Source organism: [Phormidium] sp. LEGE 05292 (assembly GCF_015207735.1).
In the GTDB taxonomy this organism is placed as follows: domain Bacteria; phylum Cyanobacteriota; class Cyanobacteriia; order Cyanobacteriales; family Aerosakkonemataceae; genus Floridanema.
Window position 1 is genome coordinate 1 of sequence record NZ_JADEWG010000017.1, and the last position, 25,923, is coordinate 25,923.

Sequence of the window (25,923 nt, forward strand, 5' to 3'; positions counted from 1 at the left end):
GATGGGGAGGTAGGGAGAGTAGAAGAGAATAGATAGTTAAATTATTTCTCCCTATGCCCTTGTCCCCTTGTCTCCTTGTCTCCTTGTCTCCTTGTCTCCTTGTCCGTGTCCCCATCTCCCCATCTCCCCATCTCCCCATCTCCCCACTTCCGTAAATCTTTCTCTAGACTAGGCAACTTCTATTTCGGGAAACAGATAAAACTCGGAAAGTACCTAGCTAACCTAAATTTAGACAGACCGCAGTGGATGCCGATCAGGAATTAGGAGCTAGGTTAATTATGTGGAAGTTTAATAAATCTTTGCTAAAAAGTTGCCGTTTGGTTGTTCCTATGTTGTTTGCTTTGGCAGGGTTAGGAAGTACTCTGGTTATAACTACTCCTGCTAGGGCGCAGTCGGAAATTCTCATCAATAGCAACGGTACTCGTATTGATATGACTTTGAATCGTCAGCCTAATGAAAGTTACGAGTCTTTAATTGCTAGGGCACAAACAAATGCAAAAAATGTTTTAACCCGTTCTTTTAATCAAAATCCTTCAGCAAAAAGAGTTTCTGTGACGATTTTGGGTCAAAATGCTGGTCAAGTTGTACCAATTATGTCTTTAAATGTCGATCGCCAAACTTGGGCAAGTGGTCAGAATCTTCAACGCTTGGCTACTTATTTTCCTAATTCGCGATCGCTTCTCGGCTTGAGAACTCCCGCATCTCCCAACAATAACGTTGCCAATCAACCTCAACCTACAAACGCTGCCTCTGTCGGACAGACACTTCCTAACGGTGTGCGCGTACTTCCCAACGGGATTGTAGTTACTGGAAATGGGACACAGGTACTTCCCAACGGCGTAGTTGTCACTAATAACGGTGGGACACAAGTGCTTCCCAACGGTAACGTTGTATCTGTTAATGCTGATGTCCAAAATTCCCCAGGTAACGCAGGCTTGCAAGGTTTTACTGGTAATACTGGGGTACAAGGTGTCCCTGGTAATGTGGGCGGACAAAATGCTGTTGGTAATGCTGGTGTACAAGGTGTTCCCGGAAATAACAATGCCAATGGTACGGTATTGTTCAATAATCCTGGTAGTAACAACTCTGGTGTAAATGGTCTGAATAATACTACCGGAGTTAACGGTACGATCGGAACTACTGGGGTTAACGGTATCAACGGCACTACCGGAGTTAACGGTACGATCGGAACTACTGGGGTTAACGGTATCAATGGCACTACTGGGGTTACTGGTACGACCGGAACTACTGGGGTTAACGGTATCAATGGCACTACTGGGGTTACTGGTACGACCGGAACTACTGGTGTTAACGGTATCAATGGCACTACTGGTGGACAATGAGGTTTTTATAGTAACCGCCAAAACGGTTAAGGCAAGATGAAAAGCCAGAACCCTTGTTTTTACGGTTTTTCCCTTCTGCCTTCTGCCTTCTGCCTTCTGCCTTCTGTGATAAAACTGGGATCGGGTAGCGTGGTAATGCCCTACAATAGGAGGGTTGTCTACTAATAGCAAATATAGGATTATGGCGGTTCCTAAGAAGAAAACCTCGAAGGCAAAACGTGACCAACGTAGAGCGACTTGGAGACGGAAAGCAGCATTACAAGCTCAAAAAGCTTTGAGTTTGGGTAAGTCGATTTTGTCTGGACGTTCTACGTTTGTCTATCCTTCCAAGGATGAAGACGAAGAGGAAGAATCCTAGAGATGGGTTGGAAGTTTGCGTAATTTTAGCGATCGCTCTATTTTCTATCCCGCTACCGATTCTGTTACAGAATTTAACTAGGCGCTGATATAACAGGGAAGAGATAGGTTCTGTTGTGTTAGCACAGAAAAGTCTAAATTGTTATCGGATTTTAAAGATGGGGAAGTTTTTCAAGAAACCTGGGCCAGAAATGAGCGATCGCATCCCTCCCGGTCAGTACGAAAGCAAAGGTTTTCCGGTACTGACTTATGGTAGTACGCCCCAAGTTAGCATTGAAAATTGGGGATTTCGCGTTTGGGGTTTAGCAAAAGAGGCAAGATTTACTTGGTCCGATCTTATGGCGATGCCTCAAACTAATTTCACCGCTGACTTCCACTGTGTAACTCGTTGGTCGAAATTAGATGTGCAGTGGACTGGGGTAAAAGTCACAGATTTTATGCAACATATTGAGGTAGACCCCAAAGCTAAACATATTATGGAACACTGCTACGGGGGTTACACCACTAACATTAGTATGGAAGATTTCTGGCGCGAAGAAAACTTTTTTGCTCATACTTTGTTTGGTGAACCTTTACCTCCAGAACATGGTGGCCCTTTGCGATTAATTGTTCCTCATCTTTACGCTTGGAAAAGTGCCAAGTGGATTAATGGTTTGGAATTTTTAAACAATGAAGAATTGGGTTTTTGGGAACGTAATGGTTATCACCGTCGAGGTGAACCTTGGGCGGAAGAACGTTACAGTGGTGGTTTTTAGTTGAAAATTTTTGAAGACAATCAAGCTGGGGAAAGATGTATTTATTCCTTTCCTATTTTTAACTCAGATCTTCCGCCTAGAGGCAGAGCCTCTGCGTTTCGTTCCCAGGTTCAACCTGGGAACGAGTATTGGTAGAGATGTTTCATGAAACGTATCTACTAATCCTTAACTCATCAGTTTTTTCACTAAATCTATTTTTCCTAAATAAGGTGCATAGCGCACTTTAATGTCTACTAGAAAGGATTTTTTCAAGACGCTTTTTTGATGGGAAAAAGTATCGAAACTAGCTTTACCGTGATAGCTACCTATGCCGCTATTACCTACTCCACCAAAGGGTAATTCTGTAACAGCAATGTGCATGATGGTGTCGTTAATACAAACACCTCCAGAGGAAGTCTTTTGTAAAATTTGTTGTTGATATTCTTGATTTTTTGAGAAGAAGTAAAGGGCTAAAGGTTTGGGTTGGTTGTTAACTATAGAAATTGCTTCTTCGAGATTGCTATATTCAATTACTGGTAGGATCGGCCCAAAGATTTCTTCTTGCATGATTGGCGCATCTAAAGATACTTTGTCAATCAATGTAGGGGCGATGTAGCAAGTTTCTGGGTTGGTTTTTCCACCGACTATAATTTCACCACTTTTTAATAGTTCTACTAAACGGTTGTATTGTTTTTGATTGATAATTCTAGCGAAATCTGGACTTTTTTCTGGATCGTCTCCGTAAAATTCTTGGACGCAATTTTTAATGCTATCTAACAAGGGTTGTTTAACTTTTTGATTAACTAAAAGATAGTCTGGGGCGATGCAAGTTTGCCCTGCATTGAGGAATTTTCCCCAGGCAATTCTGCGAGCAGTATATTCAATGTTAATATCACTATCAATAATGCAAGGGCTTTTGCCACCTAGTTCTAAGGTGACTGGTGTTAGATTTTTGGCGGCGGCTTCCATGACTATTTTGCCAATAGCTGTACCGCCTGTGAAAAAGATGTGGTCGAATTTTTGTTGTAATAGTTGTTGGCTGGTTTCTACACCGCCTTCTACAACTGCAATATAGGCAGGGTCAAAGTTTTTTTGGCAGATTTTAGCAATAATATTAGAGGTATGAGGGGAATTTTCTGATGGTTTTATTATGACGCAATTTCCGGCTGCGATCGCACCAAGCAAAGGCGAGATTGTCAGATAAAAAGGATAATTCCAAGGAGTAATAATTAGTACTACTCCCAAGGGTTCTGGATAAATAAAGGCTGAACCAGGTAATTGATCTAAGGGAGTTGATACTTTTTTGGGTTTACTCCATTTTTTCAAGTTTTTAATCGCATAATCAATTTCTTTGATCGCTCCGATTTCGGTGATATAACTTTCAAATATAGGTTTGTTTAAGTCTGCTTTTAAGGCATCTATAATTTGATCTCTGTTGTCCAAAACTGCTTGTTTTAAAATTTTTAGTTGAGTTAAGCGAAAAGCAATATCTTTGGTTTTACCAGTGGAGAAAAATTTGCGTTGTTCTTGGAGAATTTCTTGTACTGCTAATTGTTGAGTAATCATTTGAGTTCAAGTGCAGGCAAAACAATAGTGAAAATCGTGAAAACCAAGAGTTCATTTTATGGGATATTAGGAGTGAATTGGCAACAAGGGAAAATTTCAAAACTATTTTATTGAGCAATGAAATTTTCTATATTGTTGTTCTCTGTTCCCTGTTTTTCAGGTCTTGCAGCAGGGGAGGTAGAACCTCCCTTGCTCTCGTTTCCAGGTTGAACCTGGGTGGGAACGAGAAAAACGAAAGAAACTACTTTATTGAGCGGCAAAATCTTCTTTCTTGCTGTTCTCTGTTCCTTTTTTTAAGGAAGTTGCTCTTGGCTGTCTAACAATTAAAGACAAGAGAGAGGATTTAGGATTTGTCAGATTGTTTGACTGGTAAACAGACAGTGAAACAACTACCTTTGCCTACTTCTGATTTAACATCAATGGTTCCTTGGTGGGTTTCTATAATGCGGCGTGAAAGATGTAAACCTAAACCGCTACCAGCTTGTTTATGTTTACCTTGGCGGAATCTTTCAAATAATTTAGTTTGATCTTCTGGGGAAATACCCAGCCCTGTGTCTTCAACTTCTACTAAAATTGAAGATTTAGAATTGTTTTTCTTATCATCCTGAGTTATCAAACGAACTTCTACCGATCCAGCTTCAGTGAATTTAATGGCGTTGCCAATTAGGTTGATAAAAACTCGATGTAATTCTAAGCGATCGCCTTCCACAGTGATTTTTCTTTCTAACAAATCTGCTGGTTTTTGACCTAAATCAAGGTTTAAACACAAGTTTTTTTCATTGGCTAAAGGTTGCAGTTCTTGAACTGCTTCTTTGAGTATTTCCTTCAAATCAACTTGGGTAAAATTAAGTGTTTTCCGTCCAGCTTCATAACGATAAACTTCTAACAATGTGTTTACCATTGCTAGGAGATTGTGGTTGCTGCGAACCATTGTATCTAGCACTTCTAAGATTGGGGGAGAGATTTCACCCAATGCTCCTTGACGAATTAATACGAGCATTCGATCGGCTGCAATTAAAGGTGTTCGTAAGTCATGAGTGAGACGGGAAACAAAATCTTCTCTCTGACGAGCGATCGCATCGCGTTCGTCTATGCTGTGTTTTAATCGCAAGAGACTACGTACTCTTGCTAGTAATTCATCCACTTCTACTGGTTTGTGGATAAAATCATCAGCACCATTGTCTAATCCTTTGGCTACACTAAGATGATCGTAAGCAGTGATTAACAAAATGGGCATGAATGGTAAACTTGTGTTCTGACGAATTCGTTGGGTGACTTCAAAGCCATCCATTCCAGGCATCATAACATCTAGCAATAATAGATCGGGTGGTGATTCTTCAATGAGAGCTAAAGCAGAAAATCCATCGGAAGCTGTACTAACTTCATAGCCTTCTTCTTCCAAAATAGCTTGAATGAGAAACACATTATCAGGTGAATCATCCACAACCAAAATCTGGTCTTTTCCTACAGAGCTAGAGGATAAAAAACGATTCATAGTAGAAGAAGTTTTGGAAATGATTTTTAACAACTGTTTTTTGTCAATCAACCTTAGTAATATTTTTTCCCACTGAGTATTAAGTTTACATCATCCTCCCGAAATAGATCTTTGCTAGTAACTCAAGTTGCCAGTTATTAATTCTGGGTGGTTTTGTCATCTGTAAGCTGCGTCAAACACTACACTTTTAGGTAAGGACAGTAGTTTTCTGGTTCTGACACATCGTACAGAATTTAAATAATAACTTACGTTACTAACTGAATTTTTGATTTTTTATGGCAATTTTAGGGACTATGGTATCAGAAATGTTAACAATTATGTGGAATATGAGAAAAATCATGAGTTTGTCAACATATAACGGGACTGAAGGAGAAGATTCTCAAGTGAGATTTCCAGGATAGTAATTACACGGACAATAAACAGAAAAATCACCTGAAGAATTAGGGTATGAAAGCAAATTTTAGCAAAATGGGATGACGATCGCTATTCTTTGAGCCTCAAGAAGTTCCCTGAATTAAACTAAAATTTGTGAATAATCAACAGAAATCTAATTTCCTCACACCTTCTAAGCTGAGCCAATACGAGGAAACTCCACTTATGGAACCAAAGGAAAACCAGGAAACACCGTTAATAGAAGCAGATTGTACATTAGCCGCTATAGTCTTTACGGATGTAGAGGGATACACTTCCAAAATGGCTGCTAACCAAAATCGTACCTTGGCTTTAGTTAACCGCGACTTGCAACTAATGACACGAATCTGTGAACAATTTAAGGGCAGAGTAGTCCAAGATACTGGTGATGGATTGTTTATGTACTTTTCTAGTGCGGTAAATGCGGTATCTTGTGCTCAAGAAATTCAAAAAGTAATTTTTAAAACTGCTGCTCAATTGCCGGAAAATAATGTACTTAAACATCGAATTGGGATTCATTTAGGAGATGTGGCTCATTTTGTGGGTGGGGAAGTTAAAGGTCATGGTGTAAATATGGCAGCCAGGTTGCAAACAGCAGCTCAAGCTGGTGGTATTTGTATTTCCCAAACTGTCTATGATGTCGTGAAAAATCGCTTGCCGTTACCGGGAATTTATCGAGAGGTGCGGGAAGTTAAAGGTATTGAAGAACCTGTTACAGTTTACCAAATTCCGGCTTTAGATATTGAGCAATCAACTAATAAGAAAGTTTTTATTAGTTATCGCAGTCACGATCCTGATTTGAGTTTAGCTGAAGAATTTTATAGAGCTTTAAAAGCTGCGGGACATGAAGCTTTTATGGCGGGACAAAGTATTCGTTTGGGGGAAGGATGGCCGCAACGAATTGAGGCAGAATTAAAACAAAGTGATTATTTATTGTTGTTGTTATCTGAGAAGTCTGTAACCAGTGAAATGGTGATTGAGGAGGTGCGGAGGGCGAAGGAGTTGCGCGATCGCAATTCCAAAGGTAAACCAATAATTTTGCCTATTCGGGTTAAATTTCCCCTCAATTCTCCATTAAATTACAACTTACGAGAATATTTAAGTTGTATTCAGCAGCGAGAATGGCATAATCCAGAAGATACTCAGAATATTGTCCAAGAAATTCTGGAAATAGTTACAGAAGGAAGAGCTCAAGAAGAGACAACAGAAAGTCAAAAACATCCTGTAGCAATATCAGATTCCCAAGCTAAACCTTTGCCTGTAGCTATTCCCGAATTCCCTCAAATTCCTGAAATACCAGAAGGTCAAGTAGAGTTAGCTTCAATTTTTTATGTCGAAAGACCACCAATTGAATTAAGATGTTATGAAACGGTTTTACAGCCAGGTTCTTTAATTAGAATTAAGGCTCCTAGACAAATGGGTAAAACATCTTTGTTAGCGAGAATTTTACATTATGCGGCAAATTCTGGATTTAATGCGGTTCCTTTAAGTTTTCAATTAGCTGATGGGAAAGTTTTTACTGATTTGGATAAATTTTTACGCTGGTTTGCTGCTAGTATAGCGAGAAGATTGCGGTTAGCTAATCGGTTGGATGATTATTGGGATGAAATTTTTGGCAGTAAAGATAACTGCACTGCTTACTTTGAGGAATATTTATTAGAGAATATCGAAAGTCCCTTAGTTTTGGGATTAGATGAAGTGGATTGTGTGTTTCAATATCCAGAAATAGCGGCTGATTTTTTTGGTTTATTACGGGCTTGGCATGAAGATGCTAAAAATCGTGATATTTGGAAAAAGTTACGACTTTTGGTGGTACATTCAACGGAGGTTTATATCCCAATTAGTATTAATCAATCACCGTTTAATGTAGGCTTACCCATTGAATTACCAGAGTTTAATCAAGAACAAGTTCAAGATTTAGCTAAGCGTTATGGATTGCAATGGGAGGGGACAGAAGTTGAAAAATTGATGGCTATGGTAGGGGGTCATCCTTATTTAATCAGGTTGGCTTTATATCATATTCAACGTGGCGATCTTTCTTTGGATGAATTGTTAGCAATTGCGCCGACAGAAGCAGGACTTTATGCCGATCATTTACGCCGACATTTGTGGAATTTGCAACAGCATTCAGAGTTGGCGGGAGGAATTAAAGAGGTGATGAATGCTGATACTCCAGTGCGGTTAGAAGCTTTGTCAGCGTTTAAATTGCATAGTATGGGTTTAGTATATTTGCAGGGAAATGAATGTACTCCAAGATGCGATCTGTATCGGTTTTATTTGCGCGATCGCTTAGATTAAGTTGTTAATTATTTTAATTGTTTTTTGAACTAGCAGGGGGGCTGGGGGGCTTATGAGAAAATCCAAAATCTAAAATCTAAAATCGCATGGCTGACTTAAACTTAAGAAATTCTGCGGATATGTACCAAGTAGGCGGAAGTCTGCCAGTGGACGCTCCCACTTATGTAAAAAGACAGGCAGATGATGAGTTATTTGAGGCGTTACAAGCGGGGGAATTTTGTTATGTTTTAAACTCGCGACAAATGGGGAAATCGAGTTTGCGAGTGCAAACAATGCGGCGTTTGCAAGAGTCTGGCGTGGCTTGTGCTGCGATCGATATTACGGCGATCGGTAGTCAGCAAATTACACCGGATCAATGGTATGCAGGACTAATTCAAAGGTTAGTTAATAGTTTTAGTTTGGCGGCTGATTTTAATTTACGCAGTTGGTGGCGAGAAAGAGATTTATTTTCTCCTGTACAGCGATTTAATGAATTTATTGAACTAGTATTGCTGAGTCGAATAAATCAAAAAATCGTCATTTTTATCGATGAGATTGATAGTGTTCTGAGTTTAAATTTCCGAGTCGATGATTTTTTTACAGCGATTCGGGCTTGTTATAATAATCGGGCCGATCGACCAGAATATCAGCGGTTAACTTTTGCACTGTTGGGTGTAGCAACGCCTAATGATTTAATTGATACTAAACACCAAAGTACGCCTTTTAATATTGGTCATGCAATTCATCTTTGTGGTTTTCAATTAGCAGACGTAGAACCTTTACTTACAGGCTTTCAGGGAAAAGTTCCCGCGCCTAAAGTGGTTTTAAAGGAAATTTTAAACTGGACTGGTGGACAACCTTTTTTGACGCAAAAGGTTTGTCGAATTATCCAAAATTATCTCGGTTGTGCAGCAAATTTGAATCCGAACAATAAGATTTATAATCAAAAAGATTGGATTAAAAAGATTATTATTTCTCAAGTTATTGAAAATTGGGAAGCACAGGATGAACCGGAACATTTGCGGACAATACGCGATCGCATATTGAGAAGTTGCCAACAACCAGGTAGATTGTTGGGAATTTACCAACAAATTTTGCAGCAAGGCGAGATTTCAGCGAATAATAATTCAGACCAATTAGAGTTGCAGTTATCGGGATTAGTTGTAAAAAAAGATGGTAAATTAAAAGTTTACAATCGGATTTATGAGTTAGTTTTTAATCGCCAGTGGGTAGATGAAGCTTTAGCTAATTTACGTCCTTACACAGATGCGATCGTGGCTTGGGAAGCCACAAATAGAAAAGATGAAACATATTTATTACGCGGAAAAGCTTTACGAGATGCGTTGGATTGGGCAGCAGATAAAAGCTTAAGTACTCAAGATTTTCAATTTTTAACTGCTAGTCAATCTTTAGAGACAAGAGAAATTACTCAAGCGCATCAAAGATTACAAGAAATTCATTCATCTGCTGAAGATAAGGAGCAAATTATTCAAGAAGCAGCAACTATTGACAAAACTGGAATTAGTGCTTTACGATTATTTGAAAATCAACAAATTGACGGATTATTGTTAGCTTTGCAAGCGGGGCAAGCTTTAAAATTGCTAATTAATGATGAGATATCTTTAATAAAATATCCCTGTTTTAGTCCCTTATTAGCTTTAAAGATTATTGTAGAATACATCCGGGAAAAAAACAAATTTTACGGTGATTGGCTAGGAATTACTTCGATTAAGTTTTCTCCTGACAGCCAGTTTTTGGCAACTGGAGGTCGTAATGGTAAAATCCAAATATGGAGTATTTTAGGTGAAAAATTGATTGAATTTGTAGCTCATCAAGGAGAAGTTTGGAATGTTAACTTCAGTCCTGATGGGCAGCATTTAGTTACCACAGGAGAGGATGATAGTACTCGAATTTGGCATTTATCTGGACAGCAGATCCATCAGTTTGAGCATCATAGCAGTGCAGTAATTGAAGCTAAATTTAGCCCGGATGGTAAAAATTTAGTGACAATTGCTGAAGATGGAATTAAATTTTGGAATCTCTCAGGACAGCAGATAGCTAACAGAAATATTCATCGAAGTTGGATAAGTACTGTTGGCTTTCACCCAAATGGAGAATGTGTTACTGCGGCATTTCGTAATGGGATAGTTCGTTTATGGAAGCGTTTTCAACAACAACCTTTGGAACTGAAAGTTAATCAAACTATTCACGGAAAAATTACGGAAATTGCTTTTTGTCCTGATGGACAACGTTTAGTGATGATAGAAAAAAGTAATATTCTACGATTGTGGGACTTTTCTAAACGGCAAATGTTTCAATGGCAAACTGAACATAGCGAAATTAAAAGTATCAGTTTTAGCCCTGATGGATTAAATATTGCTACGGCTGGTAAGGATAGTACAATTAAAATTTGGAATTTGTCTGGAGAGCTGTTATTACAATTAAATGGTCATCAGGCTACAGTTCGGGATGTTTGCTTTAGTCCAAATGGGAAATATTTAGCAAGCGCAGGTGCAGATGGAACGTTCCGAATTTGGGATTTAAGGAAACCTTTGGTGCCATTGTGTAGCCAATATACGAGAGTGTATGGCGTGAGATTGAGTCCTGATGGGCAATATTTAACTAGTCGGGGAGAGGATGGTACTATCACTTCTTGGGAAATTGTTAGTTTAAATGAGTTATTAGTAAAAGCTGATGATTGGTTAAGAGATTATCTCAACAGCCATCCTGAAAAATTAAAAGAAATCGGAGGTGTAACTACATAGCTTGGAACTGATTGTTTCATCGCTAAATCTAGCCAAAGCGAAGAAATTGAATTAGTAAAGGTGCCAAAGTAATGACTGGAAATTTTACAGCGATCGCTCCCAATAATACACAAATGAATCAAGATTATTATTTAGATTCTTATTATCAAGTAGGCGGTAGTTTGCCAGTCAATGCGCTGACTTATGTCAAGCGACAAGCAGATCAAGATTTATATCAAGCTTTAAAATCTGGAGAGTTTTGTTATGTATTGAACTCGCGACAAATGGGTAAATCTAGTTTGCGAGTGCAAACAATGCAGAGATTACAACGCGAAGGGGTTGTTTGTGCAGGAATTGACTTGACAGCTATTGGTAGTCAGAATATTACGATCGAGCAATGGTATGCGGGAATTACGCACAAGTTGGTCACGAATTTTAATTTAACAGTTAGTTCGCGGAGTTGGTGGCGCGATCGCCAATATCTTTCGCCATTACAAAATTTTAGTGAGTATATTGAAGAAGTCTTATTAAAAGAAGTTGACAAAAATATTGTCATTTTTATAGATGAAATTGACAGCGTTTTAAGTTTAAATTTTTCTAGTGATGATTTTTTTGCTTTTATTCGCGCCTGTTATAACAAAAGGGCGGAAAATTCCGATTATCAACGCTTGAGTTTTGCTTTATTGGGTGTAGCAACTCCCTCGGATTTAATTTTGGATAAAAACCGCACACCTTTTAATATTGGTCAAGCTATTGAATTATCTGGGTTTAAGTTAGATGAAGCTGCACCATTAGCTAGTGGAATCATAGATAAAGCTAGCAATCCTAAAGCGGTGTTAAAAGAAATTTTGTTTTGGACAGGTGGACAACCTTTTTTGACTCAGAGATTATGTAAAATTGTCCGAAATTCGGAATATTTTATTAATGATGGTGCAGAAGTAGAGGTGATTAAATATTCAGTGCAAAGCCGGATTATTGAAAATTGGGAAGCTCAAGATGAACCAGAACATTTAAGAACGATTCGCGATCGCTTTTTGAACAAAGGTGAACGTTTGGCAAGAATTTTAGGCTTATATCAGCAAATTTTACAACATGGGGAAGTATTAGCTGATGGTAGCTTGGAATCAATGGAATTGCGTTTATTAGGTATTGTTGTCGAACAACAGGGTAAATTAAAAATTTATAATCCAATTTATGCTTCGGTTTTTAATTTGAATTGGGTAAAAAAAGAATTAAGTAATCTCCGACCTTATGCGGAAACATTGACAGCTTGGTTAGATTCAAAATGTCAGGATGAATCCCGATTATTGCGTGGTCAAGCTTTGCAGGATGCTTTAGCTTGGGCGGAAAATAAAAATTTAAGTAATCAGGATTATGAGTTCTTATCTGCTAGCCAAAAAATTGCTCTACAAATAGAGATTGAAGCTAATCGAATTTTAAAAGCGGCACAGAAAAAAGCTAGACGAACCATTCGGACAGGTTTTGTGGGATTAGCTTTAACTACAGCTTGTGCGATCGGTGTAGTGGTATGGGCACACACAACTGGACAAACTATGGATGCGTTAAACAAAGCCAAAGAAAGCTTAAGTTTAGAACAAAAGGCAGATAGCGCTTTACGAAAATTCCAGACTGAACAATTAGATGCTTTACTATCAGCTATTCAAACCGGACAGAAATTAAGAGAAATAATTCAACAATCTCGCTATGGGAAGAAATACCCTGCACTCATTCCTGTATCAACTCTTCAACATATTTTAGGTAATATTAAAGAAGAAAATTTTTTTAATATTGATTCAGGTAGAGTTTTTAGCGTTAGTTTTAGTCCCAGTGGACAGTATATAGCAACTACAGCCGAAAATGGAATTATCCAAATTGTAGATATTATTCACAACAAAACTATAAATTTAAAAAGTCATAACAATCAATCTGTACGAAGTGTTAGTTTTAGTCCAGATGGTAAATATATTGCTACGGCAGGAGAAGATGGCACAGCGAGAATTTGGACTTTATCAGGCAAAGAATTGAGACAATTAAAAGGACACAAAGGCGAAGTTTGGAGTGTCAGTTTTAGTCGAGATAGTAAGCGTGTTTTGACTGCGGGAGAAGATGGCACAGCGAGAATTTGGGATTTATCAGGTAAACAATTAATAGAATTAAAAGGTCATCAAGGTTCTATTTGGAATGCAATGTTTAGTCTAGATGACAAATATATTGCTACTGCTGGTAGAGATGGAACAGCAAGAATTTGGCATTCATCAGGAAGAGAACTCAAGAAGTTAACAGGACATCAAGGATCTGTCATTAGTCTTAGTTTTGATCCAAAGGGAAAACGCTTAGCCACTACTGGAGAAGATGGAATTGTTCGACTTTGGAATCTTGCCGAAAGCTCATTTGGACAACCTTTAGAAAAATGGAAAAATAGCAGAGATGCTGTATTAAATATCAGTTTTAGTCCCGATGGCAAATACTTAGCTACTGCCGGAGTTGACGGCAAAGCTAGACTTTGGGATAGATCTGGACAATTAATAGCAGAATTTCCTAGTCATCAAAGACGGGTGGAAAGCCTCAGCTTTAGTCCGAATAAAAAAATCCTCGCTACAGCAGGCGGAGATGGGAAAGTGCGAATTTGGAACTGGGAATGGCCTTTGAAAAGTTCGCGGCAATTAATATCAAGTTGGCAAGGACATAGCGCCGAAGTTTGGAGTGTTAATTTTAGCCCTGATGGAAAGTATTTTGCTTCAGCTGGACAAGATGGTATGGCTAAAGTTTGGAACTTCCAAGGCCAAACTTTAGCTAAAGTTAATTGTCATAAAAATGGAATTAATAGTGTAGTTTTTAGTCGGAATGGAAAGTTATTTGCTACGGCAGGAAATGACAAAAGAGTACAACTATGGAGTTGGGAATCAAACAGGTTAGTGCGATCGCTAAATCATCCAGATAGAGTTTACAGTGCTAATTTTAGTTCCGATAATCAAAGTATCGTTACAGGTGGAAAAGATGGGATTGTGCGCCTCTGGAAAATTTCCGCACTACAGCCAACTATTCTGTTTAAAGGTCATCAAGGTTCAGTTAATAGCGTTAGTTTTAGTCCGAATGGGCAATACATAGCTTCAGCTGGAAAAGATAGTACTATTCGACTTTGGAATTTATCGGGACAACAGTTGTTTACATTTAGGGGTCATGAAGGCGAAGTGTTGAGTGTCAATTTTAGTCCAGATGGTCAACAGTTAGTCAGTAGCGGAACTGATACGACCATTCGTGTTTGGAATTTGTCTGGTAAAGAATTAAATAACTTTAGTACTGGTCAGGGTGGAGTATTGAGTGCTACTTTCAGCCCTGATGGTCAGCTATTGGCTACGGCTGGACAAGACGGAACCACACAGTTATGGTTGCCATCAGGACAGTTAATTGCCCAATTTAACGGTCACGAAGGTAGAGTTTACAGTGTTAGTTTTAGCCCCAATGGAAAATACTTAGTCACTGGGGGAAGAGATGGTACAGTCAGGCGTTGGCGCGTGGAAGGATTAGACGAATTGTTGAGGCGTGGTTGCTTATGGTTAAAAGATTACTTTGTCACTCATCCGAAAGCAGCCCGTATTTGTGCAAAAATTCCCTAATTGTGATATTTCGGCATTGATGTAAAGAACGCAATTGCTGGAAAAACTGACTTACGTACAATAAACCAGATTTTTGCATAAGTTCGATACTTGTAGAATGGGAGAAAAGAGTCGTAATTTCCCCAATGGCGCAAATCTAAACATTTTCTATAATTATAGTGAATAGTACCAGAGTCAGGAAAAATAGAAATATTTTTCCGGATCGGGATGAGATAGATGGTAATAGTATTTATCCTGTGAATACAATTGTAAATTAATATTTGAGTGGCAAATCGGGAAACTAATCCCAGCCATTATTCATCTATTTTATTCAACAAGCAGTGGAGGTAAAAGCAAATGAAATTACTTTTAATCGCTTCGGAACTAATCATGATAAGTGGCTTCCTAATTTTTTACTCTAACCTGAAACCTCTGGATAGTGCTAAAAGTCGTTCGGAAATTATCATTTTAGCTGAGGCTGTGCCACAAGATGATGGTTCTCCTGATACTAGAGATGGTAAAGGAAAAGGTAAAGGAAGAGCTAGCAGATTCAAAGAAGACATAACCAAAGAAATTAAGTTCTGCTGATGGCAATCTTTGTTTAGCTGAGTTGTTTTATTTACGTTTTTTGTCAGCTAATGATCATTTCAACTGCATCTGCTATCTTCTGTATTCTATAAGTTGATGAGGCATCAGCTTACCAGGAAAATTATTGCTGATTTTTTAGTGATTTACTATTATTAATTAATTATAAAAAAGAAATTTCATTCTCTCATTACAAAGAGCTTGTAATTGCAAGTAGTCAATACAATTACTTGCTGAGCAGTTTTGTATAAATTTTGTATGATTAAGCAATATAATCAAAAATTAAAACCTGAAAAGCCCAATGACTTCTGGAGATAATTCAGTATATTATTATCAAGTAGGTGGCAGCCTGCCAATTGATGCTCCTACTTATGTTAGGCGACAAGCAGATGATGACTTATACAATGGTTTGATATTCGGTGAGTTTTGCTATGTACTAAACTCTCGGCAAATGGGTAAATCTAGCTTACGGGTGCAGACAATGCAACGGTTACAAGCTGATGGAATTGCTTGTGCGGCGATCGATATTACTGCGATTGGTACTTCTGAGATTACCTCTGAACAATGGTATGCTGGAGTAATTGATTATTTAGTGAATGGTTTTGAGCTTTATAACTGTTTCGATTTAGAAGAATGGTGGACATTTCATAATTTACTCTCGCCTGTACAAAAGTTTAGTAAATTTTTGGGAGAAATCCTCCTGCAAGCTATTGATAAAAAAATTGTAATTTTTGTTGATGAAATTGATAGCGTATTGGCTTTACCATTTAATATAAATGACTTTTTTGCAGTGATCCGTGACTGTTTCAACCAACGAGCAGATAAACCAGATTATAACCGTTTAACTTTTGCTTTAATTGGAGTAGCAACACCTGCAGATTTGATAAGTGACCGTCGCCGTACTCCGTTTAATATTGGTCGCGCTATTGAATTAACTGGTTTTCAATTAGCTGAAGCACAACCTTTAGCATTAGGGTTAGCCAATAAAGTCGAAAATTTCCAATCAATGCTAGAAGCGGTGTTATTTTGGACTGGCGGACAACCATTTTTAACGCAAAAAATTTGTAAATTAATCCACAAGGATTTAAATTGCGAATTAATCAAGAATCCTTATGAATGGGTAGCAAATTTGGTACTAGAGAGGGTTATCAAGAATTGGGAAACGCAGGATGAGCCGGAACACTTGAAGACCATTAAAACTCGGATTCTTCGCAATAAAAAATATGCCAGTTCTATGTTAGCAATTTATCAACAAATATTGTTAAAAGAGAGTATTATAGCTGATGATAGCTCTGAACAAATGGATTTACGTCTGTCTGGTTTAGTAGTCAAGCAGCAAGGACAATTAAAAGTTTATAACCATATTTATGAAGCAGTTTTTAATCTAAAATGGGTTGAAAAAGAATTAGAAAATTTGCGTCCTTACGCAGAAAATTTGGCAGCTTGGTTAGTTTCAGGCTGCCAGGATGACTCCCGTTTGTTAAGGGGACAAGCATTAGAAGATGCACTGGCTTGGTGTGTAGATAAAAATTTGAGTAATCAAGATTATCAGTTTTTAGCTGCGAGTCAAAATTTAAAGAGTCGAGAATTGCAACAGGTATTAGAAGCAGAAAGAAAAGCTTTTGAAGCGGAAAGGAAAGCTGAACAAGTCAAAAGAGATTTAGAAGCAGAAAGAAAAGCTAAGGAGTTAGCACAACAGGAGATTCAGATACTAACAGAAGCGCAAAAAAAAGCCAGCAAGATAATTCGTACAGGTTTTGTAGGATTAGCTTTAACTACAGCTTGTGCGATCGCGATCGCTTTTTGGGGAGGTAGAATTTTTGAACAAGCTAAAGAAGAAGCCAAACAAGCAATAGAAGGTACAAAACTAGAACAATCATCTGCCAACACTTTGCGACAATTTAACAGCGAACAATTAGAAGTTTTAATATCAGCAATAAACTCAGGAAACCGCTTAAAAGAAATCAGTAAATCTTCTCATTTATGGGAGAAATATCCTGCATTCAGTCCTGTATCAACTCTCCAAGAAATTTTAGGTAATATTTCTGAACAAAATTATTTTAATATTCATTCAGGTCGAGTTTTTAGCGTTACTTTTAGTCCTAACGGACAGTATATAGCAACTACAGCAGAAGATGGAATTATCGAAATTTTAGACCTTTCTGGCAAAAAAATTATAAAATTTATCAGTCATAGTCATAAGCCTGTACGGAGTGTGAATTTTAGTCCCGATAGCAAATATATTGCAACGGCGGGAGAAGATGGAACGGCGCGAATTTGGGATTTATCAGGTAAACAATTAGTCGAATTAAAAGGACACAAAGGAGAAGTTTGGAGTGTCAGTTTTAGTCGAGATGGTAAGCGTGTTGTGACTGCGGGAGAAGATGGAACAGCGAGAATTTGGGATTTATCAGGTAAACAATTAGTGGAATTAAAAGGACACAAAAGCTCTATTTGGAATGCAATTTTTAGCCCAGATGACAAATATATTGCTACTGCTGGGAAAGATGGAACAGCAAGAATTTGGCAGCGATCGGGAAGAGAAATTAAGAAGTTAATAGGACATCAAGGATCTGTCATTAGTCTTAGTTTTGATCCAAATGGACAACGCTTAGTCACTACTGGAGAAGATGGAATTGTTCGACTTTGGAATCTTGCCAAAAAATCATTCGGACAACCTTTAGCAAAATGGAGAAATAGCCGAGATGCTGTATTAAATATTAGTTTCAGTCCTGATGGAAAATTCTTAGCAACTGCCGGAGTTGATGGGAAAGCTAGGCTGTGGAGCATATCTGGACAATTATTAGCAGAATTACCTAGTCATCAAAAACGGGTGGAAAGTCTCAGTTTTAGTCCTAATAAAAAAATCATCGCCACAGCAGGTGCAGATGGGAAAGTGCGAATTTGGAACTGGGAATGGCCTTTGAAAAGTTCGCGGCAATTAATATCAAGTTGGCAAGGACATAGTGCAGAAGTTTGGAGTGTTAATTTTAGCCCTGATGGAAAGTATTTTGCTTCGGCTGGAAAAGATGGTATAGCTAAAGTTTGGGACTTACAAGGCAAAAAATTAGCTGAATTTAAGTGTCATAAAGATGGAATTAATACTGTAGTTTTTAGTCGAAATGGCAAGTTGTTAGCTACAGCAGGAAATGACTATCAAGTGAAATTATGGAGTTGGGAATCAAAAAGGTTAGTGCGATCGCTAATTCATCCCGATAGAGTTTACAGTACTAGTTTTAGTTTCGATAATAAAAACATCTCTACAGCGGGAAAAGATGGCATTGTTCGCCTCTGGAAAATTTCCGCAGCACAGCCACCTATTCTACTTCTAGGACATCAAGATTCAGTTAATAGCGTTACTTTTAGTCCCCAAGGAGAATACATCGCTTCAGCCGGAAAAGATGGTACTATTCGACTTTGGAATTTATCGGGAAAACAGTTGATGAAAATTAATGGTCATGAAGGCGAAGTTTTAAGTATTAACTTTAGTCCAGATGGTCATTATTTAGTCAGTACCGGAACTGATACGACAATTCGCGTTTGGAACTTGTCTGGTAAAGAATTAAATAAGTTTACTACTGGTCAGGGCGGAGTATTGAATGCTACTTTTAGCCGAGATGGTCAGCTATTGGCTACTGCTGGACAGGACGGAACAACACAGTTATGGTTGCCATCAGGACAGCTAATTGCCCAATTTAACGGTCACGAAGGTAGAGTTTACAGTGTCAGTTTTAGCCCTAATGGAAAATACTTAATCACTGCGGGAAGAGATGGTACAGTCAAGCGTTGGCGCGTGGAAGGATTAGACGAATTGCTGAAGCGAAGTTGCTTATGGTTAAAAGATTACTTTGTCACTCATCCGAAAGCAGCCCGTATTTGTGTAAAAATTCCCTAATTTATACATAAATTAGGATATCCCAAGGAGACAGAACTAAAGCTCTCAAAATTAAAACAAAAAGTAACGTTGCGCCATAGGTAAAACTGTTGCAGGTTCACAAGTTAATAACTCTCCATCTGCCCTAACTTGATAGGTTTCTGGATCGACTTCTATTTGCGGTAAAGCATCGTTTAATTTCAAATCTCGCTTGGTAATTTGGCGAGTTCCTGATACTGCGATCGCACTTTTTTGTAATTTCAACTGTGCGGGAATTTCTCTTTCTAATGCTGCTTGGGAAACAAAAGTAAATGATGTTGCCGCGATCGCACCACCAAAACTAGCAAACATCGGGCGAGTATGCACAGGTTGAGGTGTGGGAATGCTGGCGTTAGCATCACCCATTTGAGCATAAGCGATCGCACCACCTTTAATCACAATCTCTGGTTTTACGCCAAAAAATGCAGGTTTCCAAAGACACAAATCTGCTAATTTCCCTTCTTCTATTGAACCAACAAATTGAGCAATTCCGTGAGTAATTGCGGGATTAATAGTATATTTAGCTACATACCTCTTTACCCTGAAGTTGTCTGCTCTCTCCTGCATTTCTCCTTGTGATGTAGGGGAGAGAATTCCTCTTTGCACTTTCATTTTATGGGCGGTTTGCCAAGTGCGAATAATTACTTCGCCTACTCTTCCCATTGCTTGCGAGTCGGAAGAAATCATGCTGAATGCGCCCAAGTCGTGCAAAATGTCTTCCGCTGCGATCGTTTCCCGACGAATGCGCGACTCGGCAAAGGCAACATCTTCGGGAATGCTGGGGGAAAGGTGATGGCACACCATCAGCATATCTAAGTGTTCTTCCAGAGTGTTCAATGTGTAAGGTCGAGTCGGGTTGGTGGAAGAAGGTAGCACATTTAACTCGCCGCACACTTTAATGATGTCGGGTGCGTGCCCTCCGCCTGCGCCTTCGGTGTGGTAAGTGTGGATGGCGCGATTTTTGAAGGCGGCGATCGTAGCTTCGACAAATCCAGCTTCGTTGAGAGTATCAGTATGAATTGCTACTTGTACGTCGTATTTGTCCGCCACACTGAGGCAAGTATCAATTGTTGCTGGTGTGGTTCCCCAGTCTTCATGCAGTTTTAACCCCATTGCGCCAGCAAATACTTGTTCTTCCAATCCTTCCGGCTTGCTGCTGTTGCCTTTGCCCAAAAATCCCAAGTTGACGGGGAAGGCATCGGCGGCTTGCAACATTCGGTACATATTCCAGGGGCCAGGGGTGCAAGTGGTAGCATTTGTCCCAGTGGCAGGGCCAGTTCCACCGCCGATCATTGTGGTAATTCCTGATGCGATCGCAGTTTCGATTTGTTGCGGGCAAATAAAGTGTATGTGTGAATCTATACCACCTGCGGTCAGTACCATGCCTTCCCCGGCTAAAACTTCGGTTCCGGGGCCAATAATAATATTTACATTGTCTTGAATATAAGGATTTCCGGCTTTACCAATTTTGTAAATTTTGCCATCTTTAATGCCAATATCTGCTTTAATAATTCCCCACCAATCAACGATTAAAGCATTAGTAATTACCAAATCAACGGCTCCATCACTGTTAGAAATTGGTGATTGTCCCATGCCATCTCTGATTACTTTACCGCCGCCAAATTTGACTTCATCGCCGTAGGTTGTCAGGTCTTGTTCTACTTCAATAAATAATTCTGTGTCGGCTAAACGAATGCGATCGCCCACAGTTGGCCCGTATGTTTCCGCATAAGCCCGCCGATCCATTCTATAACTCATAATATCTCCTCACAATTGACTAATTTTAAATTCTTCAAACTTAGTAGAAAACCCATTTCCATCAGGAGAGGCACACATTAAACCCGCATTTACTGTTACTTTCGGAGTCAGGTATGCCAATCGCAGCATTGTGTAATCTTCACCATCAAAAGAGTATTTTATTTCGATCGCAGTACTACGTCGAATTACTTTTATCCAAATAGAAGTGGGATTTTCTGGCAAGGGTACAACTGACCAATCTGAGTAATTTCTAGTCACAACAGCACTAACTTGTTGCACACCTTCGACAAATTCAATGCCACATTTTAACCAATTAACTTCATCCAACCGCACCATAATTCCTGCTTGATCGTACAAGTCTCGGTATTCACCGCTAACTTTTACATCTACGACGAAATCTCCTTGAACTGTTTGATAAAAAAAGTGACCGTTATCTCGGATAAAGCCGTAGTGCGTCTCACGCCAAAAGTCAGTTTTAGGCTTAGAAGTCACACTGATTGTATCACCTTGAATTCGCCAATTTTGTGGCTCGTTGTACCATTCCATCATTAAGTTTTGCTAATTAAACTTTATTAGGTTAATTGTATGGTTAGTTTGACGTTGAAAAACCTAAAATTTTTATGGACTTTTCCATAACTTCATCCGGGTCAAAGGGCTTGGTCATATAAAGATCCGCGCCTACTTCATTTCCTTTTTGTTTATCAAATTCCTGACCTTTTGCCGTTAACATGATGATATAAATATCCGGCATTACCAAATCATTTTTGACAGTCTTACAAACTTCAAAACCATTCATTTTCGGCATCATCACATCCAGAAATACCAGGTCGGGTTTTTGTGTTTTGATGATCTCCAGCGCATCCTCCCCATTGCTAGCAGTTAATATTTCTACCCCTTCATCTTCAAGATCTTCAAGGGTTTGTTCTAGTAAAAGCCTGATGTGAGGCTCATCATCAACAATCAATATTGTTTTACTCATAAAGACTTTTGCTTATTTAATAAACCACTTCAAAAACTTTGATAGCTTCTTTTTTACCTTTGAGTTGTATCGTGCCAAATTCCTTAAATTCAAATAAATTTTCTGTAGCTTCATAGATGCTTTGGGTGATGAGTATCTGTTCCCCTTTAGCGATCGATTGTAACCTAGATGCTATATTTACTTTATCTCCTATGGCTGTGTAATCCATGTGTTGAGGAGAGCCAATGTTTCCCACAACTACTTCTCCTGAACTTAAGCCAATTCCTGTAATAAAATTCTTTCTAATCCAGGGAACTGAAATATTTTTAATTCGGTTTTGCATCCTAATTGCTGTTTCAATAGCCCGCCGTTCATTATCAACAAGCGTTGAAGGTGCGCCAAACATCGCTACAATCATATCTCCTACAAATTTGTTAACTGTACCGCCTTGTTCAAATATAACCTCAACCATATTAGTTAAATATTCATTTAAATATTCTACAATGGCTTCCGGTGCTAATTCTTCACATTTAGTTGTAAAATTTCTAATATCAGAAAAAAGAATGGAGATATTCTTGTTAGCTGGAGCTAAAGAAATATATCCTTTGCTATGTAAAATAGCTTGAACAACTTGTGCGGGGATATACCGCTCTAGATTACTTTTAATTCGTTCTTCTTTTAGTTTATTTTCATGTAAGAGGGCATTTTCGATCGCAGATGCAGCCTGAGATGCCACAGCAGTAAAAAGTTTTAAGTCATGGGCTGTATAATTAACTAATTCCTCATTACTGATCGTAAGTATTCCGAGTACTGCATCCTGTGTTTTGAGTGGAGCGCAAATTAAAGATTTTACTTGATTAGCACCCCTAACAAATCTCGGATCGGACTCTACATCATTAACTATCTCTGCTATTCCTGTTAAAAATATGTTTCCAGCTATGCCTTCACCAGGAAGTAAAATTGTTTTATGGTGATATTCCTTACCACAGGCAGCTATGATTTCTAAATTTCCGGTTTTTTCCGAAAGTAGCATCGCTGATGCACTTGTTGATTTAATGATTTTTGTGGCTTCTTCGATCGCTAATTTGGCAACTTCTTTAAGCACCAGACAAGCTGTAAATTTTTCGGAAATATTATAGAGAAGGTTGATTTCTTTATATTTATCTAAAGTTTCCCGTGCTAATATTTTTTTTTGTAACTCTTCATTAGCTAAGTAGCTAAGAAGTTGGGCAATTGTTGATGCTTTTTCATCGCCAACTACCCAGCCGATTATTTCTTTTTCAACAGTTACAGGGTATTTATTAAATTCGCTATTACTTACTTCACCCCATAATAAATTTCCTCCCCGGTCTTGAATACTGATGGGAGCGCCTAGAGCTTGATTGATGTTACTTAAAATTACTGAAAACTCTTTTTTAAGAAGTAGCTTCTTCAGACTAATCTGAATCATATTTTTTTCCATTTGCTATAAAAAAGAATAGGACATTCTCCAAGCCCTTTTCAAATCGTAGCGTCTTAGCAAGATTGTGTTGCCCTGAAAGAATTGAATCTACAATAATCATATCAGGCTTGACTGAAATTGCTTTTTCAATACACTCCTCAACATTAAACGCTTCAACAACACTATAGCCTTTAGCTTGCAAAACATCAGCTAGTATTCTCACGGTTGACGCATCTTCGTCTACTACTAAAACTTTTCTTTTAGAAGTTCCTTGAGACAGAAGTATTTCAATATTAGTCAGCAGTTCTTCTGTATTGATCGGCTTGGTTAAGTAACTGTCAATTCCTAAACCATAACCTCTGTCTTTGTCCTCGACAATTGATAGGATAATAATGGGTACTTTGAAAGTTTTTGGATCGTTTTTAAGTACGGCAGCCACATCAAACCCATTCATTGCGGGCATCATGACATCTAAGATAATTAAATCGGGAATTTCTTGTTTAACTTGCCTAATGGCATCTACACCATTTTGAGCTTCTTTCACGCTATAACCTTCTGCTTCTAGTTGCTGTCTGAGCAATTCCCGAATTGGCGCTTCATCATCTACAACCAAAATAGTTTTTTGATGTTCGACGGAAGTGGGTGTGGAAGTTACAACATGGTCTTTCAGTTGCTTGAGGAGGGTATTTATATCTGTTTTTAATAACTCACCTTCTGTTAAAGAACCATTTGGTAATGTGAAGGAAAAGTTACTGCCTTTACCTAGTTCACTTTCTACCCAAATTCTACCACCGTGATATTCTACAATTTGCTTGCAAATCGATAGTCCGAGTCCTGTACCTTTAGGTTTGTCTGTTAGGGTATCACCGACTTGTTTAAATTTTTCAAAGACTTGATTTTGATCATTTGTGGCGATACCAATCCCAGTATCAATAATACTAATGATGACTTCTTTATTAGTTTTATTAACTCGACAAATTATCGAACCTTCTGATGTAAATTTGACTGCATTAGAGATTAAATTAATGATGACTTGGATTAATCTGTCTTTATCGGCTACTATCTGTGGAAGTTCAGGTTCAATATCTTGAATTAATTGCAATGGTTTTGTCAAAAATAAGGCTGATGTAGCAGCTGTTGCCTGTTCAATGATTTCCGTGAGCGAAACTGGTTCTAATTTCCATTCAATTTTTCCTGATTCTAATTTTGCTAGGTCGAGCACATCATTAATTAGGTTGGTTAGTCTTTCTCCTTCGGAAACGATGATGTCAAGATTATCTTCGACTTGCTTGACTGTTTTTTGCACTTTTTTGTCTTCGGTTTTAACTTCAGGAAATACGACTGTCTCTAATTTCTTTTTAATAATTTTGGCAAATCCTAATACAGAAGTTAGAGGAGTTCTTAATTCGTGGGAGACAACAGATAAAAAATCCGATTTAGCACGATTGGCGATCTCTGCGCTTTCTTTTGCTTGTTGGAGTGCTTCTTCTGCTCGCTTGCGTTCGGCTATTTCGCTCTGTAAATCTTCGATCGCTTTTGTTAATTCAGATGTACGTTCTTCTACTCTAATCTCTAGTTCTTCTTTGGCTTTTTTCAGTTCCGTTGCTGCTTGCTTGCGTTCAGTAATATCCTCAATTGTTCCCACATAACCGATGAGTTCGCCTTGACCGGAAAGTAGAGGAGATGACCTTAAATAAGTCCATCGAACGGTTCCTTCTTTTGACATAAAGCGACATTCATCAGAATATTCCCGACCTTGGTGGGTATAGGTATACCAATCTGCTGATACACGATCGCGATCGTCTGGATGCACAAAATTTAACCATCCCTCTCCCAAACTTTCCTCTAGCGTAAAGCCACAAATTGCTTGGCAGCGAGGATTCGTATATGTACAAAGTCCAACAATATCAGTTTGGAAAATACCGACAGGTGAGCAAACACTTAAAGAGCGAAATCGTTCCTCACTTTCCTTAAGTTCGACATTCACAGATTCAAGTTGCAAAGTCTGTTGTTTAACCTGTTCTGTATTCTGGTAAAGGTCAACAAAAGTTGCTACTTTTGATTTTAATATTCCCGGATTGATCGGCTTGAGTAAATAATCAACTGCACCGATAGAATAGCCTTTAAATATATTAGTTTCGTTGGTATTGTATGCTGTTTGAAAAATAATTGGAGTATGGCGCGATCGCTCTCTTTGTCGAATCAACATTGCCGTTTCAAATCCATCCATTTCTGGCATCTGAACATCGAGCAATATTACCGCAAAATCATGATTTAACAGAGATCTTAAAGCTTCCATGCCAGAATTTGCTTTCACCAAATTCTGACCTAGAGGTTCTAGTATCGCTTCCAAAGCAAACAGATTTTCTGCACGATCGTCAACTAAGAGAATATTTACTTTTAGGTCAGACTGCATATTTGAGATCTCAACACATGGGAAAAAGACACGACTTACCCAAGCAAGCACAAAGCAGAAGGTTGCGTTCCGTTTTGATTGGTAAAAAGTAAAGTGGGCATTTAGCCCACTCTAAACTTATTATGGAACATAAACAGGAGCCAATTCAACTCCTAATTCTGCCCTCCATTCCGCCACAGGTTTTTCCCAATTTTTTTCCCATTTTTGGGCTAAAAATGGTTTAGCTTTGGCTCCCATTCTATAGCCCACCGCAATCCGATCTAATAACAGATCCAAATCTTCTGGAAAACTTAACAAAGTTCGCAATAAACCGCCTGCTAATAATATAA

The 25,923-nt window shown here is 38.5% G+C and carries 16 protein-coding genes; 8 read left to right on the forward strand and 8 right to left on the reverse strand.

The window, feature by feature from the left end; genetic code table 11:
• Positions 1-278 precede the first annotated feature (278 nt).
• The 3 genes from IQ264_RS07290 to IQ264_RS07300 all read left to right on the forward strand — a co-directional run bounded on the left by IQ264_RS07290 (position 279) and on the right by IQ264_RS07300 (position 2,455).
• Positions 279-1,343 (forward strand): hypothetical protein, encoded by a 1,065-nt coding sequence (locus tag IQ264_RS07290; protein WP_193980052.1) that lies wholly within the window; start codon positions 279-281, stop codon positions 1,341-1,343.
• A gap of 181 nt (positions 1,344-1,524) precedes the next feature.
• Positions 1,525-1,701: a 50S ribosomal protein L32 gene (gene rpmF / locus IQ264_RS07295; protein WP_193980054.1), complete on the forward strand. Its 177-nt coding sequence runs from the start codon at positions 1,525-1,527 to the stop codon at positions 1,699-1,701.
• Positions 1,702-1,858: 157 nt separating this feature from the next.
• On the forward strand, positions 1,859-2,455 hold the full coding sequence (locus IQ264_RS07300; protein WP_193980055.1) for a sulfite oxidase-like oxidoreductase: 597 nt from the start codon (positions 1,859-1,861) through the stop codon (positions 2,453-2,455).
• Between the two features lie 165 nt (positions 2,456-2,620).
• Here the strand turns inward: IQ264_RS07300 and IQ264_RS07305 are convergent, their stop codons facing one another.
• The gene (locus IQ264_RS07305) at positions 2,621-4,000 is read right to left on the reverse strand and encodes an aldehyde dehydrogenase (RefSeq protein WP_193980057.1); all 1,380 of its coding nucleotides are present in this window, start codon (positions 3,998-4,000) and stop codon (positions 2,621-2,623) included.
• Positions 4,001-4,343: 343 nt separating this feature from the next.
• Complete coding sequence (locus IQ264_RS07310) at positions 4,344-5,495, reverse strand: sensor histidine kinase (protein WP_193980059.1); 1,152 nt, start codon at positions 5,493-5,495, stop codon at positions 4,344-4,346.
• A 528-nt stretch (positions 5,496-6,023) separates the two neighbouring features.
• Between IQ264_RS07310 and IQ264_RS07315 the strand changes: the two genes are divergently transcribed.
• The 5 genes from IQ264_RS07315 to IQ264_RS07335 all read left to right on the forward strand — a co-directional run bounded on the left by IQ264_RS07315 (position 6,024) and on the right by IQ264_RS07335 (position 19,003).
• On the forward strand, positions 6,024-8,204 hold the full coding sequence (locus tag IQ264_RS07315) for an AAA-like domain-containing protein (RefSeq protein WP_322744626.1): 2,181 nt from the start codon (positions 6,024-6,026) through the stop codon (positions 8,202-8,204).
• A gap of 86 nt (positions 8,205-8,290) precedes the next feature.
• Positions 8,291-10,948, forward strand: a complete 2,658-nt coding sequence (locus IQ264_RS07320) for an AAA-like domain-containing protein (protein ID WP_193980061.1) — start codon at positions 8,291-8,293, stop codon at positions 10,946-10,948.
• A 71-nt stretch (positions 10,949-11,019) separates the two neighbouring features.
• The gene (locus tag IQ264_RS07325) at positions 11,020-14,544 is read left to right on the forward strand and encodes an AAA-like domain-containing protein (RefSeq protein ID WP_228061348.1); all 3,525 of its coding nucleotides are present in this window, start codon (positions 11,020-11,022) and stop codon (positions 14,542-14,544) included.
• A gap of 336 nt (positions 14,545-14,880) precedes the next feature.
• On the forward strand, positions 14,881-15,111 hold the full coding sequence (locus IQ264_RS07330) for a hypothetical protein (protein ID WP_193980063.1): 231 nt from the start codon (positions 14,881-14,883) through the stop codon (positions 15,109-15,111).
• A gap of 298 nt (positions 15,112-15,409) precedes the next feature.
• A complete protein-coding gene (locus IQ264_RS07335) occupies positions 15,410-19,003 on the forward strand; it encodes an AAA-like domain-containing protein (protein ID WP_193980065.1) in 3,594 nt (1,197 codons plus the stop codon).
• 51 nt (positions 19,004-19,054) lie between these two features.
• On the opposite strand, the gene ureC is transcribed toward IQ264_RS07335, so the two are convergent.
• The 6 genes from ureC to IQ264_RS07365 all read right to left on the reverse strand — a co-directional run bounded on the left by ureC (position 19,055) and on the right by IQ264_RS07365 (position 25,900).
• Positions 19,055-20,779, reverse strand: a complete 1,725-nt coding sequence (ureC, locus tag IQ264_RS07340) for an urease subunit alpha (protein WP_193980067.1) — start codon at positions 20,777-20,779, stop codon at positions 19,055-19,057.
• Positions 20,780-20,788: 9 nt separating this feature from the next.
• The gene (locus tag IQ264_RS07345; protein ID WP_228061349.1) at positions 20,789-21,328 is read right to left on the reverse strand and encodes a DUF1349 domain-containing protein; all 540 of its coding nucleotides are present in this window, start codon (positions 21,326-21,328) and stop codon (positions 20,789-20,791) included.
• A gap of 40 nt (positions 21,329-21,368) precedes the next feature.
• Positions 21,369-21,758 (reverse strand): response regulator transcription factor, encoded by a 390-nt coding sequence (locus IQ264_RS07350; RefSeq protein ID WP_193980069.1) that lies wholly within the window; start codon positions 21,756-21,758, stop codon positions 21,369-21,371.
• 16 nt (positions 21,759-21,774) lie between these two features.
• On the reverse strand, positions 21,775-23,199 hold the full coding sequence (locus IQ264_RS07355) for an adenylate/guanylate cyclase domain-containing protein (RefSeq protein ID WP_228061350.1): 1,425 nt from the start codon (positions 23,197-23,199) through the stop codon (positions 21,775-21,777).
• Positions 23,174-25,594 (reverse strand): response regulator, encoded by a 2,421-nt coding sequence (locus IQ264_RS07360; protein WP_193980071.1) that lies wholly within the window; start codon positions 25,592-25,594, stop codon positions 23,174-23,176. The genes IQ264_RS07355 and IQ264_RS07360 overlap by 26 nt, the downstream gene beginning before the upstream one ends.
• Before the next feature lie 120 nt (positions 25,595-25,714).
• Positions 25,715-25,900, reverse strand: coding sequence for a Coq4 family protein (locus IQ264_RS07365; RefSeq protein WP_228061351.1), 186 nt, complete (start codon positions 25,898-25,900; stop codon positions 25,715-25,717).
• Positions 25,901-25,923: the final 23 nt, after the last annotated feature.